General features: G+C 36.9%; 18 protein-coding genes and 1 riboswitch. Of the genes, 12 read left to right on the top strand and 6 right to left on the bottom strand.

The window, feature by feature from the left end; translation table 11 throughout:
• Positions 1-55: 55 nt before the first annotated feature.
• A complete protein-coding gene (locus tag A2J09_RS13110) occupies positions 56-1936 on the top strand; it encodes a sensor domain-containing diguanylate cyclase (protein ID WP_031418603.1) in 1881 nt (626 codons plus the stop codon).
• An 82-nt stretch (positions 1937-2018) separates the two neighbouring features.
• Here A2J09_RS13110 and A2J09_RS13105 read toward each other — a convergent pair whose 3' ends face one another.
• Together A2J09_RS13105 and hisJ are read right to left on the bottom strand one after the other, a co-directional pair.
• Positions 2019-2498, bottom strand: a complete 480-nt coding sequence (locus A2J09_RS13105; RefSeq protein ID WP_012295648.1) for a GAF domain-containing protein — start codon at positions 2496-2498, stop codon at positions 2019-2021.
• 24 nt (positions 2499-2522) lie between these two features.
• Entirely contained in the window at positions 2523-3317 is a 795-nt protein-coding gene (gene hisJ / locus A2J09_RS13100; protein ID WP_012295647.1) for a histidinol-phosphatase HisJ, read from the bottom strand.
• 162 nt (positions 3318-3479) lie between these two features.
• Between hisJ and ezrA the strand changes: the two genes are divergently transcribed.
• The 5 genes from ezrA to A2J09_RS13075 all read left to right on the top strand — a co-directional run bounded on the left by ezrA (position 3480) and on the right by A2J09_RS13075 (position 8590).
• Positions 3480-5183, top strand: a complete 1704-nt coding sequence (ezrA, locus tag A2J09_RS13095) for a septation ring formation regulator EzrA (RefSeq protein ID WP_012295646.1) — start codon at positions 3480-3482, stop codon at positions 5181-5183.
• Positions 5184-5266: 83 nt separating this feature from the next.
• Positions 5267-5734, top strand: a complete 468-nt coding sequence (locus tag A2J09_RS13090) for a GNAT family N-acetyltransferase (protein ID WP_012295645.1) — start codon at positions 5267-5269, stop codon at positions 5732-5734.
• Between the two features lie 116 nt (positions 5735-5850).
• Positions 5851-7005, top strand: coding sequence for a cysteine desulfurase family protein (locus tag A2J09_RS13085; protein WP_012295644.1), 1155 nt, complete (start codon positions 5851-5853; stop codon positions 7003-7005).
• The gene (thiI, locus tag A2J09_RS13080) at positions 7005-8219 is read left to right on the top strand and encodes a tRNA uracil 4-sulfurtransferase ThiI (RefSeq protein ID WP_012295643.1); all 1215 of its coding nucleotides are present in this window, start codon (positions 7005-7007) and stop codon (positions 8217-8219) included. Before A2J09_RS13085 ends, thiI begins: the two co-directional genes overlap by 1 nt.
• A gap of 152 nt (positions 8220-8371) precedes the next feature.
• Entirely contained in the window at positions 8372-8590 is a 219-nt protein-coding gene (locus tag A2J09_RS13075) for an alpha/beta-type small acid-soluble spore protein (protein ID WP_012295642.1), read from the top strand.
• A 70-nt stretch (positions 8591-8660) separates the two neighbouring features.
• Here A2J09_RS13075 and thiE read toward each other — a convergent pair whose 3' ends face one another.
• Genes thiE through thiM form a run of 3 tightly spaced genes read right to left on the bottom strand, consistent with a single transcriptional unit; the run spans position 8661 to position 10871 of the window.
• Complete coding sequence (gene thiE / locus A2J09_RS13070) at positions 8661-9302, bottom strand: thiamine phosphate synthase (RefSeq protein ID WP_012295641.1); 642 nt, start codon at positions 9300-9302, stop codon at positions 8661-8663.
• Positions 9292-10116 carry a bifunctional hydroxymethylpyrimidine kinase/phosphomethylpyrimidine kinase gene (gene thiD, locus A2J09_RS13065; RefSeq protein ID WP_012295640.1) on the bottom strand — a complete coding sequence of 275 codons (825 nt, stop codon included), beginning with the start codon at positions 10114-10116 and terminating at the stop codon, positions 9292-9294. Before thiD ends, thiE begins: the two co-directional genes overlap by 11 nt.
• Positions 10104-10871, bottom strand: coding sequence for a hydroxyethylthiazole kinase (gene thiM, locus A2J09_RS13060; protein WP_012295639.1), 768 nt, complete (start codon positions 10869-10871; stop codon positions 10104-10106). Before thiM ends, thiD begins: the two co-directional genes overlap by 13 nt.
• A gap of 86 nt (positions 10872-10957) precedes the next feature.
• Positions 10958-11056: riboswitch (TPP riboswitch) on the bottom strand.
• Positions 11057-11243: 187 nt separating this feature from the next.
• Here thiM and mbcS point away from each other — a divergent pair.
• The 5 genes from mbcS to A2J09_RS13035 all read left to right on the top strand — a co-directional run bounded on the left by mbcS (position 11244) and on the right by A2J09_RS13035 (position 16323).
• Positions 11244-12827, top strand: a complete 1584-nt coding sequence (gene mbcS, locus A2J09_RS13055; RefSeq protein ID WP_036162300.1) for an acyl-CoA synthetase MbcS — start codon at positions 11244-11246, stop codon at positions 12825-12827.
• Between the two features lie 183 nt (positions 12828-13010).
• Positions 13011-14024, top strand: coding sequence for a signal peptide peptidase SppA (sppA, locus tag A2J09_RS13050; protein WP_012295637.1), 1014 nt, complete (start codon positions 13011-13013; stop codon positions 14022-14024).
• Positions 14025-14036: 12 nt separating this feature from the next.
• Positions 14037-14663 (top strand): RDD family protein, encoded by a 627-nt coding sequence (locus tag A2J09_RS13045; protein WP_012295636.1) that lies wholly within the window; start codon positions 14037-14039, stop codon positions 14661-14663.
• Positions 14664-14800: 137 nt separating this feature from the next.
• A complete protein-coding gene (tpx, locus tag A2J09_RS13040) occupies positions 14801-15304 on the top strand; it encodes a thiol peroxidase (RefSeq protein WP_012295635.1) in 504 nt (167 codons plus the stop codon).
• An 89-nt stretch (positions 15305-15393) separates the two neighbouring features.
• Complete coding sequence (locus tag A2J09_RS13035; protein ID WP_012295634.1) at positions 15394-16323, top strand: class I SAM-dependent methyltransferase; 930 nt, start codon at positions 15394-15396, stop codon at positions 16321-16323.
• Positions 16324-16381: 58 nt separating this feature from the next.
• Here A2J09_RS13035 and A2J09_RS13030 read toward each other — a convergent pair whose 3' ends face one another.
• Positions 16382-16831: a universal stress protein gene (locus tag A2J09_RS13030; protein WP_008176818.1), complete on the bottom strand. Its 450-nt coding sequence runs from the start codon at positions 16829-16831 to the stop codon at positions 16382-16384.
• Between the two features lie 401 nt (positions 16832-17232).
• On the opposite strand from A2J09_RS13030, the gene ald reads away from it, so the two are divergent.
• Positions 17233-18348, top strand: coding sequence for an alanine dehydrogenase (gene ald / locus A2J09_RS13025; RefSeq protein ID WP_031418618.1), 1116 nt, complete (start codon positions 17233-17235; stop codon positions 18346-18348).
• The last annotated feature ends 154 nt before the right edge of the window (positions 18349-18502 follow it).

Genomic DNA, 18502 nt, shown 5'->3' with positions numbered 1-18502 from the left:
ATATATTATAAGTTAATAGTAATTGATTTGGACGTTATATAGAAAAGGTGATTTCATGACAGACCATTTACAAACGCTAAAATATATAAAATCTGATGTTTTGAGCTTTTGGGTGAGTTCTAATGAAGAACAAGCTAGTTTTAATGGGTATTTTTATTCATTAAAACAGTGTCTTAAGAAACACTTGGAAATTGATAATGTAGCTTTTCTTAGTTTTGAAGGTAATTCTTTAATACCTATTGAGGAGATGGCTTCATTAACGATTGAAACAAAGCTAAATGCTGTGTCATGGCTGATGATCGAAGCTAGTTTTTATCAACAAAAAGTAGTGAAAATTCCTTATATATTAAAGGCAAGACAGGCCTATTCAATGATGACAGATATGGTGCTTTTCCAAGCAGAGGGCAATAATCCCATTGGTGTATTACTTGTGGAGGCAACAGAGTCTTGGACAGACTTTATGACCTCAGATTACGGCGAAAAATGTATAGAAATACTTTCTCAGGTTCTTCAAATGATGAAAGATAATTTAGATGTAAAAATAAATGAAGACCAATATAGAAAACTATATAACATGACTGATTTATTTCATTCAACAATGGATATTGATTTAATTTTGGAAAATGTATTGAAAAATATAAGGGATAACTTCCCTGAATTTAATGTAGAGCTTATATTATCGAATGATCAAGACCGACACACGACCATCGATATTAAGCTTTTTGATTATTTATCGGAAAGACCTACCACTATTGAGGCTTTTGTATCAGGAGAGTTAACAACAGAACTTGCGAGTGATTTAAATTGCCGTTTATTAAATGCCCCTATTAAAGGAAGGCAAGCTATTTATGGCATATTACAAGTGAGTGCTCCAACTACTTACCTTTTTTCAACGACTGAAAAAGATTTTGTACGGATGCTTGCGCAGGCGTCAGGAAATGCACTAGAAAATGCAAAGCTATATCATCAGTCGCATCGCCTCGTCAGTGACTTACAACTTATCAATGAAACATCACATCGTTTAAATATGAGGATTGACATTCATGAAATGTTACTTTTCCTGCAAAAGCAGTTACTGAAATCCTTTCAACCAATGGAAGTTTGCTTCGCCTTTAAAAAAGATGACACCTTTGAAGTAGCGGGGGCAAGTACTTCGCTATTTAGTTCTGAAGAGGGTCAAACCTATATTAAGCATGTTGAACAACATTTTACTCAAACTAATGATCCGCTGTTTATAGCTGATTTTAGTCGATTAACCTCTAAACAAATTGAATATCGTTCCATAATGGCCATCCCCATTCTAATGGAAGAAAAGATCAATGGCTTTAGTATCGTTTTACATAAAGAGCCGTATTTCTTTTCGTTTGATAGCTTTAAATTAATGCAGTCTTTAATCCACCACTCATCTTTAGCAATTGCAAACTCTATTTTACGAACACAGCTTCAGGAAATGGTCGATTTGGATCATTTAACGAAACTATATGCACGTAGTTACCTTGATCATTTTGTAGAAAAGTCTCTTGAATATGATCAATCAGGTATGTTTTTGCTCATTGATATTGATAATTTTAAACGCATAAATGACACGTATGGTCATCAAGTAGGTGATAAAATACTGATGCAGATTGCCGTTCAGTTGAAGGAAACAATAGGTAGTCGAGGAATTTGTGCAAGATGGGGCGGTGAAGAGATGTCCATATATGTACCTAACATTAGTGAAAAAGAAGCTTTGGAATTAGCATCAGCCATCGTTGAAGTAATTCCAAGTGCCACCGATCCTCAAGTAACAATTTCAGCAGGACTCATTACATGGAATGATCAAGACCGACCAGCATTCCAATCTGTTTTCTTACATGCTGATACCGCTCTATATGAAGCAAAAAATAGTGGTAAAAATCGTTTTTGCATCCATGATGGTTCTTTTCAAAACCAATAATATGGATGGAGTTCTTGTAAATGGTTCTATAAAATAAATTGCCCTGAAATGACAATGCATTTCAGGGCAATTTTTTAACATCTTATATATGAAGTAGTAGTGTTTGAACAAAATGCTCTAAACCAGCTTGATCTTCCTTGGAGAAGCGATTCACAGTAGGGCTATCGATATCAAGTACACCCATGACCTCACCTTGTTTCATTAATGGTATGACAATTTCAGATTGGGAGGCAGCATCGCACGCAATATGTCCTGGGAATTCGTGAACATCTTTGACAACAATCGTTTCTTTTGTTGCCACAGCTGTTCCGCAAACCCCACGGCCAATTGGTATTCTAACACAGGCAGGCAGACCTTGAAATGGACCGAGTACAAGCTCATTTTCCTGTAAGAGATAGAACCCCACCCAGTTAATATTTGTTAAAAATTGATGGAGGAGTGCAGAAGCATTGCTTAAATTTGCAATCTGATCCTTTTCACCAGTTAGTAGTGCATCTAATTGCTTAGATAGTGTAAGATACTGGTCAGCAATGGATCCTTCATAATTAATTTGTGTAAACATACAAGCACCTCGTTTAAAAGTTATTTAGATCGGTAATATAACATTATAATGTTGATGTAAATCAGTCACACTATGGGCATCGGAACCAAATACATAAGGTAATTCAATCGCCTGACAATAATTGATAAAGGCAAATGGTGGATAGGGCTCCTGACAAAATGGTTTACTTATACCAGCACTGTTTACATCTAATTCATAGCCATTTTGCTTCATACTGTCCAAAACTTGATAAAGTCGAGTGTCGTCATTAATTTTCTCATGATGAGCTAGCTGAAATTTATGAATCAGTGATGGGTGCCCAATCCTTTTTGGCTTATAAGAACCAAGGTCTGCTTTTATAGAGTGTAGGACTGTATCATAATATAAATGATACACCTGTTCAATAGAGCCAACTTTCTTAGAGAAATCAATAAAGCATTTAGGAGAGAAGTCGATACATTCAAAGGTGTCCTGCCACTGTAAAAAATGGACTGACAAGATGGCATCATCTAAAAAATGTCCATATGTATCAAGAAAATGACGAGTTTCTTGTTCAAAACCTTTGATATAATCAACTTCTAATCCGATACGAATTCGAATGTCTTTTGCATATTGTTTTTGCAAGCATTGTAATTCTTCAATGTATGGCATGAGATACTCGGGTTTCATCCCACTATCTTGGAGTGGGGTAGGATCAATAAACCCTGCTGGTAATGGGGCGTGTTCTGTAAACGTTATATCTGTGAAATTATGAGAAATTGCTTTTTCAATATATTGAATGAACGTGTCCGAACTGCCATGTGGACAATAAGGACTATGTATATGCCCATCACGTTTCAAAATGTACCACTCCTTTAGATCTATAGACTGCTATCTTAATATTTTACAATAGCAAAAATACAGTTTTCTGAAAATCACTTAAATTTTAGTACAAAAGGCGAAAACATAGTATATAATAAATACAACTAGCCGATTCGTTTATTGTAGAATAGGAGGCTTACGATGGAGTATATCATCATTCCGATTATCCTACTATTAATTTTAGCCATAGTAGGATTTATGATGCGAAGAAAACATGTTGCAATTATTGCAAAACTTGAAAATGAAAAATTACAAATACAACATAAACCTATAAATGAAGAAATTTCAAAAGTAAAATCTTTGAACATGAACGGTGAAACGGAAGAAATGTTTGAACGATGGCGCAATATTTGGGATGAAGTCATCGATGTACATATGACTAAAATCGATTCACTTTTATTTGATGCAGAAGATCAAATTAATCGACTTCGTTTTAAAAAAGCGACATTAATTGAACGTGAAATCGAAGACTATATCAAAAAATGTGACCAAGATAAAGATAAAATTTTAGAGGAATTAAATGAATTAATTGGCAGCGAAGAAAAAAATAGAATTGAAATTGAACAGTTAAAGGAATATTACCGTTCTGCAAGAAAAACATTGCTAGCACACCAGCATTCCTTTGGTGTAGCATTACCTGCACTGGAGAAAAAGCTAGAGGAATTTGTTGAGCAGTTTGAAAAATTTGATGTTCTGACGAATGAAGGTAATTACTTGCAGGCGAGAGAAATTGTGATTAGCTTAAATCAAGAATCCCAGCAGACATTCGAATATATTAATGATGTCCCAACAATTTTGACGGAATTACAAGTTAAGCTGCCGGGAGCCGTTCAAGAATTGCGTAATGGTCAACGTGAAATGGAAGACCAATCCTACTATCTGCAGCATTTAGAATTAGCAGAGGCATTAAATAATTATGAAAAAGAATTTGCTAAGTTAAAAAATGACCTAGCAGAGCTAAATTTAATGGTGGTTAAACCTCGTGTAACAGAAATCAATGAAGAAATCGATCATTTTTATGATTTACTGGAAAAAGAGGTTATTGCCAAAAATTATGTGGATCAAAATTGTGATCGTTTATTAAGCTCAATTACAAATGTTATTACGTCTACAAAATCAGTGAGTGATGAGGCAACCTATGTACAACAAAGCTATCACTTAAATGAAAAGGATGCTGAAATTCCAAAAGCAGCATTAAAGCAATTGGAAGCACTGCAACGTCGTTACGATTTATTAGCCATGCGTGTCAAAGAAGAAAAGTCTGCGTATTCAAGCTTACAAGAAGAATTAATTGAAATAAGTGAAGAGCTTGAACGAATTCATGAAGAGCAAGGTCATCTGTCTAATACAATGAAGAAACTTCGTATTGATGAAAACAAGGCCCGCGCTCAAGTTGAAAACTTAAAGAAAATATTACAAGATACAGATCGTCTCCTAAATAAGGCGAATATTCCAGGAGTCCCAGAGGAGATGGACGCACGACTTGATGAAGCGGCAGAGCATATATATGTAGTTATGCAAAGTCTGCAGGAAGTTCCGCTTAATATGGGAACGGTTCATAATAATTTAAATGCTGCAACACTTTGTGTAGAGGATGTTAGAGCAAAAGCTCATGAGTTAATAGAGAATGTAATGCTCATAGAACGTATTATTCAGTATGGTAATCGTCATCGTGCATCCAATCCAACATTAAATGCGCGTTTAAAAGAGGCGGAGGAAGCATTCCATCAATTCCGTTATTCCAAAGCATTAGAGGAAGCAGGGACAGCTGTGGAAGAAATGGAGCCAGGTGCATTAAAACGTATTCAAGAAATGGTAGCAGAGCAGACTATGACTAACAATTAAAACTACATTTATGCTGTTTAAAAAGTTTAGAAATTACTTTTTAGACAGCTTTCTTTTTAAATTTGGATAAGGGTGTGAGACGGATGGGATTGTTCATTCGAAAAATGAATGAAAAGTATGCTCAGGAAATTGTATGTTGGCAATATGAAGAGCCCTATGATTTTTATAATAATGAATTATCCGAGGAATCCTTGCGGGAGTTTCTTGATAATCCTTACTTTGCCATAATTAATGAGCAAGAGGACTTAATCGGTTTTTATTGCACGGGGTCAGCTGCGCAAGTGCCAAAAGGACATGATTATAATGCTTATTCAGAAGATTATATAGATATTGGTATTGGCATGAAACCAACGCTAACAGGAAAAGGTTTTGGCACAAAGTTCTTTTCATTTATCATCAAGAATATGGAGGAAGAATATCCTCAGCCGCTCCGTTTAACAGTCGCCCTATTCAATAAGCGAGCTATATTCCTATATGAAAAATTAGGATTTGTGAAAGAGCTCGAATTTAGTACGCCAACGGAATTTATTACGATGTTAAAAAAATTGTGAGTTCCATCACTCTTGAGATTAAAATATGAATTATCGTTAAAGTTAGTGGTCAATCGCTAAAGATTGCGTTATGATAAATACCGTTACATCAACGTTTTGAAAGTGTGTGAAAAATAATGAATGATACAATTTATTTAGATAATAGTGCCACAACTAAACCATTAAAAGAAGTTCTTCAGGCGTTTATGGTTGTAAATGAGCAGTATTATGCCAATCCTGCATCCATCCATGCTATGGGTGTTGAAGCAAATGATTTATTAATGCGGGCACGTGAGCAAGTAGCAGATATTTTGCAAACAGAAGCAAAAAATGTGCTATTTACTTCAGGTGGTACGGAATCGAATAATGCGGCTATTTTTGGAATAGCGCGTAGCAATACACATATAGGAAAGCATATTTTAACAACTGAAATTGAGCATCCTTCTGTTTTAGAGACTGTGAAACAGCTCGCAACAGAGGGCTTTGAAGTGGAATATTTAAAGGTTGATCATCGTGGTATTATTTCATTGGATGAACTTCGTGCAAAAATACGTAAAGATACAATTTTAGTAAGTATGATGCATGTAAACAATGAGATGGGTGCTATCCAACCGATTGATGAAGCAGCTAAATTAATCCATGAAATGAGTCGTGCAGCCTTACATGTGGATGCTGTACAAAGCTTCGGGAAATTAGCTGTATCCTTTAAGGGTGAAGAGGGACCGGATTGTATTTCGATCTCTGGCCATAAAATTCATGGCTTTAAAGGCTCTGGCGTATTAGCATTTCGTAAAGCGATAAGATGGCAGCCCTATGCACTTGGAGGTGGCCAAGAATTTGGATTGCGTAGTGGGACTGTAGCTGTTCCACAAGCTGTGGCTTTATCTAAGGCAGCTCGTATTGCGGTTGAAACCATGCATGACCATGCAAAAAAATACCGTCAATGGCATGATGAAATTCTTGCACAGCTAAATGAATATGGAGAGGCTATTCATATTTTGTCGACTCCACAGGGAGCGTCACATATTATATCTTTCAGTGTTCGCGATTTAAAAGGAGAAGTCATCATTAATGCGATGCAAAAACGAGGTGTGATTGTATCAACATCCAGTGCTTGTTCTTCGAAGCAAACTAAAACAAGTCATGTTGTCGAAGCATTGCATCTAGATGAGCATTATAAAAAAGGTGTCATCCGTATTAGTTTTGGTGCACATAACACAGCCGAAGATATTAAAAAGTTTAAACAAGTATTAGCAGAAGTAATGCTAGAGCTTAAAGGAGAAATAAAGTAATGATTTGGAAAGAAATTTTAATTCGATATGGTGAACTTTCTACAAAAGGTCGCAATAAGATGGATTTTATCCGCCGTTTACGTGAGAATATCCGCCATGCTTTTGCAGATTTAGGACATCTTCATATTCGTACCGAACGTGATCGAATGTTTATTGCAATAGAGAATGACGCACAAATGCAAACACTTGTAACAGGTTTGCCTAAAATTTTTGGTATCCAATCATTTAGCCCTGTTGCAGCGTGTGAAAAAGATATGGAAAGTATGAAACAACTTGCGATTACGATAATGGAAACATTTAAAGACCAGCCATATACGTTTAAAGTGGAAGTGAAACGTACTGATAAAACCTTCCCATTAGAATCACATGCGATTCAGCGGGAAATTGGTGGATATGTTTTACCTCAATTTAACAATTTATCGGTGAAAGTGAAGCAACCAGATATCGAGTTACGTGTAGAAGTCCGTCATGATGCAACCTATATGATGGCGCAAGTCATTCCAGGTGCAGGAGGAATGCCTGTAGGATCAAATGGGAAGTCATTGTTAATGCTTTCAGGTGGTATTGATAGTCCTGTTGCAGGTTATTTAATGATGAAACGCGGAGTCCGTTTAGAAGCTATTCACTTTTTTAGTCCACCCTATACAAGCCAAAATTCATTAGAAAAAGTAAAAGTGCTTGCAAATGAGTTAACGAAATTTGGTGCTAATATTCGTTTGCACGTTATTCCTTTTACTGAAATACAAGTATTGATTAAAGAGAAAGTACCATCTAATGTATCAATGACAACAACTCGTCGTATGATGTTAAAGGTTGCTGATCAAGTACGTGAGGAAATCGGAGCTCTTGCGATTGTCACGGGAGAAAGCCTTGGACAAGTAGCGAGTCAAACACTTGAAAGCTTAACGGCTATAAATGCAGTAACGAATACGCCTATTTTACGACCATTAATTTCATCAGATAAATTAGAAATCATTGAGTTAGCTGAACAAATTGGCACCTATGAAACATCTATTCAGCCTTTCGAGGACTGCTGTACAATCTTTACGCCTGCTAGTCCTAAAACAAAGCCTAAGCTCGAAAAGGTTGAGCATTACGAAAGCTTTTCTGATTTTGATGAACTTATAGCACGTGCTGTCAAAAATCGTGAGGTCTATATTTTCCCTAAGAAAGAAGAAGAGCAACAGCAAGATAAGTTTGCTGATCTTTTATAAATCAAAAGTTTAAAAACCGTCTCAAATAGCCTATTTGAGACGGTTTTTTTTGTATAGTTAGGCATATGCCAATAGAGGTACAATTTACCTTTATTTTTTTTGTATTAAAAATCTAATAACGCACATTCTATATTCACAAGGAGGTGAGAAACATGGCTTCAAACAACAACCGCAGTTCAAACCAGCTTGCAGTACCTGGTGTACAACAAGCACTTGATCAAATGAAATACGAAATTGCACAAGAATTTGGTGTTCAATTAGGGGCTGACGCTTCAGCTCGTGCTAACGGTTCCGTTGGTGGTGAAATCACTAAACGTCTTGTACAAATGGCAGAATCTCAATTAAAGGGTATGCCAAACAACAACCAATAAATGCTAAATAAGCATTTATAAACTTAAAACCAGTGACCGTAAAAGGCACTGGTTTTAGTTTGTTTAAAGATCATCTTTTTATGCGATTTAAAGACTTAAATATGGATACTGTTTGTTCAATATCCTCACTTTCACAGAGAGCAGAGATAACAGCAACTCCATCAGCACCAGCTTGAAAAACAATATCAGCATTTATCCCATTTATGCCACCTATAGCCACGATAGGTAAGTTAGGCTGTAATTTGGAAGCCTGCTGTAAAAAATTGGTGCCACATGGTGGCTGTGCATCACTTTTAGATGTTGTGGCAAAAATAGGGCCGATACCTACATAATCAGCATGATGATCAATAGCTATTTGTAGTTCCTCCTGCGAATGCACGGAAACGCCAAGAATCCGGTTCGCCATTTTTTTCCGTGCAATGGCAATCTGTTCATCATCTTGTCCAATATGGACACCATCAGCACCAAGTCGTACTGCTAGATCCACGTCATCGTTAACAATAAACGGCACATGGTAATGTTGACATAATTGTTGACACTGGCGGGCAAATTGCTCATAAGCTAGTCCTGTTAATGCGTAAGGACCTTTTTCACGTAATTGAAACATGGTTATGCCAGCCCTCAGCGCTTTTTCGAGAACAACTAACGGCTCTTGATGGGAAACATTGCTTGTACCCATAATAAAATAAAGCTGTAAATCCTCACGTTTCAACTAACTTCACCTCGCAGGCACCATTATGCAGCCGATAAGCAAAATGATTTGTAGGGCCATGACCATTACCAATGGCTAAATCATGCATAATAGCTAATTGTATAAATTTTTTAGCTTCAATAACAGCTTTTTCAACTGTCAAACCTTGACCAATAAAAGCAGTGAGAGCTGCTGAAAATGTACAACCTGTACCATGTGTGTTTTTCGTCGGAATACGAGGAGACTGCATGGAAAAATATTTGTCATTTTTTATAAATACATAATCAATCGCATATAACGAATTGGGTAGATGCCCACCTTTAATGATGACACAGTGAACACCTAGTTGGAAAAAGCATTGAGCGACCTCCTCCATATCAGAGAATTGATTTATTTTTCTTCCAGTAAGTGCCTCTGCTTCTGGTATATTTGGTGTCACAATTGTAGCAAGTGGTAGTAAAGAAATGCGCATGGCTTCAATAGCCTCTTGCTGCAATAAGTTTTCTCCACCTTTTGCAATCATAACTGGATCAACAATTAGTGGGATTTTTAAATCCTGTAAAATGTGTGCGATTGTCTGAATAATATCCGAGGAATAAAGCATCCCCGTTTTAATCGCAGCAATCGAAAAATCTTCTAGTAATGCATGAAATTGTTTTTCAACAAAATTAACTTCAATTGGGAAAACCCCTGTTACACCTCGTGTGTTTTGAGCAGTTAAAGCTGTAATAACTGAGGTACCGAAAACCCCTAATTCCTGGAATGTTTTTAAATCAGCCTGAATACCAGCGCCACCACCACTATCTGAGCCTGCAATTGTCGTTACAATATGCATGAAGCCTCACCCTCCTTTGAAAGACGATGTAGGGCATTTAGCAAAGCAATTTGAATATCCCCGATATCCTCTGTAAAGGCTGATGCTAGCTCAGCTGCTTTTTTGTAGTAAGTGAGGGTTTCCACTAATTGACTGTATGGATCTTCTCCTGAAGAGTAGGCGGCTCCACATATAGCACTAAGTAAACAGCCTGTACCAGTGACTTCTGTCATTTGTGAATTTCCACCAGTTATCCATTGGCTCTGCACACCGTCTGTCATAAAATCATGTTCGCCTGTAACAATGACTATACAGTTGTAGCGTTGAGCCAATAATGTTGCTTCTGTTTCTATGTCAATAAATCCATCACCACTATCAACACCTTTTTGTTGCCATTCCACATTCACTAATGCCGCAAGTTCTCCCTTGTTACAGCGTATGACCGCAAATTGTATGTCTGTAAGTAATAGGTGTACGGTTTCCTTGCGATAAACTGTGGCACCTGCGCCAACTGGATCTAATATAACAGGAATACCAAGGGTATTTGCCTTTTTTCCTGCTAACAGCATCGCTTCCTTTGTTCGATCATTCAGTGTACCAATATTGATTAAAAGAGCTTCTGCAATGGCCACCATTTCTTCTACCTCATGGCTGTCATCAGCCATGACAGGAGAGGCTCCTAATGCCAATAAGCCATTTGCTTGGAAATTAGCCACAACATAATTAGTTATACAGTGTATAAGCGGTTGTTGTTGACGAATCGTTTGAAAAATCATTTTAGTCCTCCTTCATGGGTGGACGTAAGCACGCAAAAAAAGGCTCTTTTGTGTAAAAATGCACGAAAAAGAGCCTTTCATCTGAAAAAAAGATGTTCATTGCTCCCTACGTCAGTATTAACTAACAGGTTCAAAGGGTCAGGTTTTACCTTCTCAACTCTTTATGAGTCCCCCTGCAATCTTGCTTTTAGTTGACCAAAATGTACCATACTTTTCATATGTATTCAATAGCAAGTTTTCCTATCAACAAAACGTGACTGATGCCATATAGGTAAGTATGATAGTTGTCATGACTTTACTCAAATCAAGTGTAAACCATTGAAAATTCTAAGAAAGGAGTATAATGTGTCTTATCAAAAGGGGGCATTTGCCATGAAAAGACAAGAATTAGTAGCACCAGAATGGTATAACATAACTGATGAATTTGAAAAATATGCTAAGGATTCAACTAAAAATGCATTGATAATTTATGAAGAGCATTCTGATGTACAATTTATCACCTACGCACATTTACTTGAAAGAGCGAATCAGGCGGCACATGTCTTTACAAAAAATGGATTAACTAAAGGTGATGTCATTTTAGTGATGGTACCACGCTCAGTAGAAGCATACATTGTCTATATTGCTGCATTAAAAGCGGGTTTAACAATCATTCCAAGCTCTGAAATGCTAAGAACAAAAGATATTGAGTATCGTATTCATCATGCCGATGCTAAAGCAATTGTGGCCTTTGAGCCTTACATTCAGCAATTTGATCAAGTAGAAAATTTACAAGAGGTGCAGCTATTTGTTATTGGAAATGCTCATGAGCCATGGCAGCCATTGTTAGACATAATGCGAAAGCAACCAACAACTTACATAAGTTCTACACCAACAAAAAGTACAGACCATGCATTTTTAGCTTATACAAGTGGCACAACAGGAAATCCGAAAGCTGCAGTGCATACGCATAGCTGGGGCTATGCACATTTACGGACAATAGCTCCTCATTGGCTAGGAGTACAAGAAAATGATATTGTATGGGCAACCGCAGCACCAGGATGGCAAAAATGGATTTGGAGCCCGTTTCTCGCCATTTTAGGCAGTGGTGCCACTGCTTTTGTCTATAAAGGAAAGTTTGATGCGGCAACCTATTTAACATTGCTTGAAAAATTTAAAATGAATATCTTATGTTGTACACCGACTGAATATCGTTTTATGGCAGCACTTGACAATTTACAGGAGTATGATATCAGTTCAATTCGACAAGCTGTTTCAGCAGGTGAGCCCTTGAACAGTGAAGTTATAAAAAAATTCGCGGATACTTTTCATCTACAGGTGCGAGATGGTTATGGTCAAACAGAAAATACCTTACTGGTAGGGACTATGGTAGGTATGGAGGCAAGAGTTGGTTCGATGGGGAAGCCTACCCCTGGCAACACCGTTGAAATTATAGACGATTTTGGTGAGCCAGTAGCTATAGGAGAAGTAGGTGATATTGCCGTTCATCGAGAAACACCTGCACTCTTTAAAAGATATTTAAATGATCCAGAACGTACAAATTTACAATTTCGTGGTGATTGGTATATAACAGGGGATCGAGCTTATAAAGATGCGGACGGCTACTTTTGGTTTGAAGGACGCGGGGATGATGTCATTATTTCCTCAGGTTACACAATTGGACCCTTTGAAGTGGAGGATGCGTTGATGAAGCATCCGACTGTGAAAGAGGTTGCTGTCATTGCAAGCCCTGATAGAGTTCGCGGGAACATCGTTAAAGCATTTATTATCCTGCAGTATGGTGTTAATGGTGATCAAGGGCTTATTCAAACCCTTCAAAATCATGTGAAATCATTAACAGCACCTTATAAATATCCACGTGCTATTGAATTTGTTACAGAGTTACCCAAAACTGCATCTGGTAAAATTAGACGTGTCGAATTAAGGCAACAAGAAATAAAAAAATGTATACAATAATCATTTCCTAGGAAATAATGTCGAAAATCAGAGTTCATCAAAGAAATGAACTTTGATTTTTTTTGTAATTTTAGGTAAGGTATTATGAGGAAATAAATAGAATAAAACTAATTGCATATTATTGCAAAAAAATGAAACTAATGAGCAAGTCATACGTATTACGTCATAAGGAGGCGGAAAGAGATGAATGTTAAAAGGTGGGTTGCATTAATAGTAGCAGGTGTTCTTTTACTGTTTTCATTGGGGATTAATACCATTTTTGCGCTATTTAAAGCAGATTTCCTAGGTAATTTTGATAGTTTAATGGCAGGAAATAACTTAGATGTATATGAAAATGTAATTGAAGGGGATAATTTTGATAAAAGGATTGCCTATTTAAAGGTGGATGGCACGATCCAAGATATTGGCTCAAGTTCACTATGGCAGCCTGTTGCATATGATCATCAATTTTTCCTAGAACAATTGGATAGTATTTTGTACGATGATACGATTGAAGGAATTGTTTTAAGTGTTAACTCTCCTGGTGGAGGGGTAAAAGAATCTGCTGAAATTTATAAAAAGCTGTTAAAAATTAAAGAAGAAAGACAAATTCCAATTTATGTATCAATGGATTCAATGGCAGCATCTGGTGGTTATTATATTTCAGCTCCAGCAGACAAAATATTTGCACATCGTGATACAATAACAGGCTCAATTGGTGTTATCATGCAATCTATTAATTATCAAGCATTGGCTGAAAAAGTCGGTGTCAAATTCGAAACGTTTAAATCTGGGGAGCATAAGGATATGCTAAGTCCAATGCGTGATGTGACACCAGAGGAACGTGCAATGATGCAGGATATGATCAATGAAACATATGAAGAATTTGTGGATATCGTTGAACAAGGACGTAATATGTCAGAAGCCGATGTGAAGAAAGTGGCGGATGGCCGTATTCTTGGTGGTACAAAAGCACTTGAAGCTGGTTTAGTCGATGAAATTGGCGACGAAGAAGCTGCCATTGCAGCCTTACGCGCCGATTTTGGACTAGAAGATGCTGTATTATTTGAATATGCTTATGATATGGGCGGATGGCAATCATATGTTGGGATGAAAATTGGCTCCATGTTCGGTCCTTCAGCAGAGGAAAAAATGCTAATGAAAATTATGACAGATTACAATGCACCTAAAATGATGTATTTATACGGGGAATACTAAGGAGGGAGTTCAATGACAAACAATGAAGTTGTTATGCAAGGTTCACCCTCAATGGAAAATAACTTTTTTAACAATGGCACGGAAGATTTAGCAAGGCAAAAAAACTACACATTAAAAACAGCAGGCTTTTGGATTCGATTGTGGGCATTTTTATTGGATGGGTTTATTGTGTCTGCTGTAGTTGGAATACTCTTTAATCCTATCTTTTATTTAATGGATTGGTCCTTATCAGAATCAGTTTGGTATGCTCCAATCTCCATTATTTCAGCGGTTCTTTATTATAGTTATTTTGTCCTTATGACAAAATTCTTTGGTCAAACGCTAGGGAAGATGGTATTTGGATTACGTGTCATTTCATTAAAGCATGGTAACCTTACTTGGTCAGATGTATTATTCCGTGAATGGATTGGGCGTATTATTAATAATATTGTGATGCCTCTTTATATTTTGGTAGTTATTTTACCAGACAATCAAGGGCTGCATGACTATTTCGCCGATACAACAGTGGTTCATGAGAAAGTCTATATTGAAAAGAATTTAGTGCCACTTTCTATAGAGAAAAAAGATGAAAAGATAGCTTCTATTGAACAAGAGGGAAAACCTGAGCTAGAAAAACTAGAAGAAAAAAATGAACAATAAACAAGAGACTGTCTCAAACGATGAGACAGTCTTTTCTATTGCTAGCTAACACTTTGAATAAAGTAAGCTATCTTAGTTGCAATTAATTCCCTTCATTTAGTAATATTATGTACATATGATGATTAGGAGGCGTTTATATGGCACAAGTAACATTTAAAAATGGTCCAGTGACACTAGTAGGTAATGAAGTAAAGGTGGGCGATTTAGCACCAGCTTTTACAGTATTAGCGAATGACCTTTCACCTGTAACATTAAAAGATTCAGAGGGGAAAATTCGTTTATTTAGTGTTGTACCATCATTAGATACTGGTGTATGTGATGCTCAAACACGTCGTTTCAATGAAGAAGCAGCTAACTTAGGTGATAATGTAGTGATTTACACAGTATCTGTAGATCTTCCATTCGCTCAAAAACGTTGGTGTGGGGCAGCAGGTATTGATGCAGTTCAAACGGTTTCTGATCACCGTGACCTTTCATTTGGTGAGGCTTATGGCGTGTATATTCAAGAATTACGTCTTCTGACACGTGCTGTGTTTGTTGTGGATGAAAACAATAAAGTAACATATGTTGAGTATGTACCTGAGGCAACAGATCATCCAAACTATGAAGCGGCTATTGCAGCTGTCAAAGCACTAGCATAATGGCCTGGTTTTAGGCTAAGATAATACTAGACAAAGGGGCTGTGACGAGTGTTTGTCACGGCTCTTTTCTGCTTGAAAGGAAGTTATCTATGGAAAATATCGAGAAATTATTTGGTATGTTAAATGAGCATGCTGAAAAAATCGAAAAAGAGCACAATACAACTTTGTTAGAGGGGTTGCTAGATGGGCTAGAGGCATGGCTTGATGGCGAGGTTGATTTCTCACAAAAAGATGCAACGAAAGAGGATATTCGCAAGGCTATACAAATTGCCATTCTAAAAGGAATGCGTAAAAGCTCTCAACCAAACCATCAAATGACACCTGATACGTTAGGGTTATTAGTGGGCTATTTTGTTGAGCAAATCTTTGCTGAACGTCTTGAGCAAGAAAAAATATCGATTATGGATCCAGCAGTAGGTACGGGAAATTTATTGCTAACAGTTATGAATTTATTAGATGGAAAAGTCGAGGCTACAGGTGTAGAAGTAGATGAGCTACTTATACGTTTAGCGGCAGCTACAGCTGATTTAACAGAGCAGCCAATTTCTTTATATCGACAGGATGCCTTGCAAGATTTACTAGCAAATCCAGTTGATGCAGTTGTTTGTGATTTACCTGTTGGTTATTATCCAAATGAAGAAATTGCCCTTGAGTATGAATTGTGCTCGTCAGAGGGAATGAGCTATGCCCACCATTTATTTATGGAGCAATCTATGAATTATACAAAGGAAGGTGGCTACTTATTTTTCCTTGCGCCATCACATCTGTTTGATTCAGAGCAGTCTAAGCAACTTCACAAGTACATTCAAAAGCACGCTTGGATTCAAGCAATTATTCAGCTACCTGATTCCATGTTTGCCAATAAATCATTAGAAAAGAGCATTGTCATTTTGCAAAAGCAATCGAAGGAATGTCAATCACCTAAAGAAGTGCTTTTAGCAAAGGTACCAAATATGCAAAATAAACAAGCACTTGCCTTATTCTTTGAAAAAGTGAAAATGTGGAAAGAAGGCAAGTAATTGCTCATAGAATTCAAAAAGGTATCCTACTGTAGGATACCTTTTTATGTATTGCTGATTAGTTTTCAGGTGTGCGGATTACAAGAACGTCACAATTAGCTGAACGTACAATTGCTTCAGATACTGAACCAATTAGGAAACGTTCTACTGCATTTAGACCTGTGGCACCACAAATGATTAGATCTGCGTCTACGATTTTAGAAAGCTCTTTAGTAATAATATTTTTTGGAGAACCATATTCGATGATTAGGTTAACGTTTGCGATACCTTCATCTTCAGCTTGCTTTTTGTAACCATTTAATAGTTCTTCAGAGAATGCTTGTGCACGTTCTGCAATAGAACGGTCGTATGCTTCGATTGCAGCGAATGAACGTGTATCAATAACATTTACTAAATTTAATACCGAACCTTCATTACGCTTCGCCACGTCAATTGATTTACGAAAGGCGTATTCAGCTTCCTTAGAACCGTCTACTGCAACCACAATGCTTTTATAATGATTAGCCATTTGAAAAACCTCCCTGATTTGTATATGTTGATTATACCAAATGATTTTCTAAAGGAAATACTTTCCGGAAGAAAAATTATGAAAAAGTGAAGGCATTTCATGAAGAAAATATAATTACTTCATTCCCACTATTTGCAGCGTGCAAACGTATTTTTGGCTTTCGGAATGGCTAGTTCCTATTGCTATAAGCTTCCTTTTTATTTTTTAAATATAGTAATTTATTAGCTGGAATTACCGTTTAAATATTTTGTATTTTGGAAATGTTAGAAATTTTATTTGTATTTACTTTAATTAAAGCTTTTTTTTTATTTGTTTGGTAATATGGAATTGCAAGGGGTGCATCTATTTTTAATTACATAAATGATGCTGATTTTTTACGTAATGGAAGGGGATAGGGAACTATGAAAATTGGTATTCCAAAGGAAATTAAAAACAATGAAAATCGTGTAGCGATGACACCAGCAGGAGTTGTTACTTTAACACATGCAGGCCATGAGGTGTACATTGAAACTGGAGCAGGCTTAGGATCAAGCTTTACGGATGCTGATTATATTGCAGCTGGTGCTCATATTGTGAATACTGCTAAGGAAGCTTGGTCACAAGAGATGATTATGAAGGTGAAAGAGCCTGTAGCTTCTGAGTATAATTACTTTTATGAAGGTCAAATCCTATTCACTTACTTACACTTAGCGCCAGAAGTTGAATTGACTCAGGCACTTTTAAATAAAAAAGTTGTAGGGATTGCCTACGAAACCGTTCAATTAGCAAATGGTTCACTACCGTTATTAACACCAATGAGTGAAGTAGCAGGTAAAATGGCTACACAAATTGGTGCACAGTTCTTAGAGAGAAATCATGCTGGTAAAGGGATTTTACTTGGCGGTGTATCAGGTGTACAACGCGGTAAAGTGACAGTCATCGGTGGTGGTATCGCGGGAACGAACGCTGCGAAAATCGCTGTTGGCATGGGAGCAGACGTAACAGTTATCGATTTAAGTCCTGAGCGTTTACGCCAATTAGAAGATATGTTTGGCCGTGATGTTCAAACTTTGATTTCTAATCCTTATAATATTGCAGAATCTGTGAAAACTTCCGATTTAGTAATTGGTGCCGTGTTAATTCCAGGCGCAAAAGCACCGAAGCTTGTGTCTGAAGAAATGATTCAATCAATGCAAGCTGGCTCTGTAGTAGTGGATATCGCTATTGACCAAGGTGGTATTTTTGCTTCTTCAGATCGTGTCACAACACATGATGATCCAACTTACGTAAAACACGGCGTTGTCCATTATGCAGTTGCGAATATGCCGGGAGCTGTACCACGTACATCAACAATTGCTTTAACAAATAATACAATTCCTTACGCACTTCAAATTGCAAATAAAGGCTATAAACAAGCTTGCCTAGACAATGCTGCACTAAAAAAAGGTGTGAATACATTAGATGGACAACTAGTATATAAAGCTGTAGCAGATTCACAAGGAATTCCATATGTCAATGTGGATGAGCTTATTCAATAATTTCCTGTAAAAATGAAAAATCCTTCGAGAAATTCACTCTCGAAGGATTTTGTTATTTTTCTTACAAACATTTCCCAAGTAAAGATCAACGACGCTTTTATAGGCAAGCTCTCAAAAATTTTGTGTTTGTCTACAGTCTGTAGGAAGACAAATT

The sequence above is a fragment of the Lysinibacillus sphaericus genome (genome assembly GCF_001629735.1).
GTDB lineage: Bacteria > Bacillota > Bacilli > Bacillales_A > Planococcaceae > Lysinibacillus > Lysinibacillus pinottii.
This window is presented reverse-complemented; position numbering and strand designations above follow the sequence as displayed.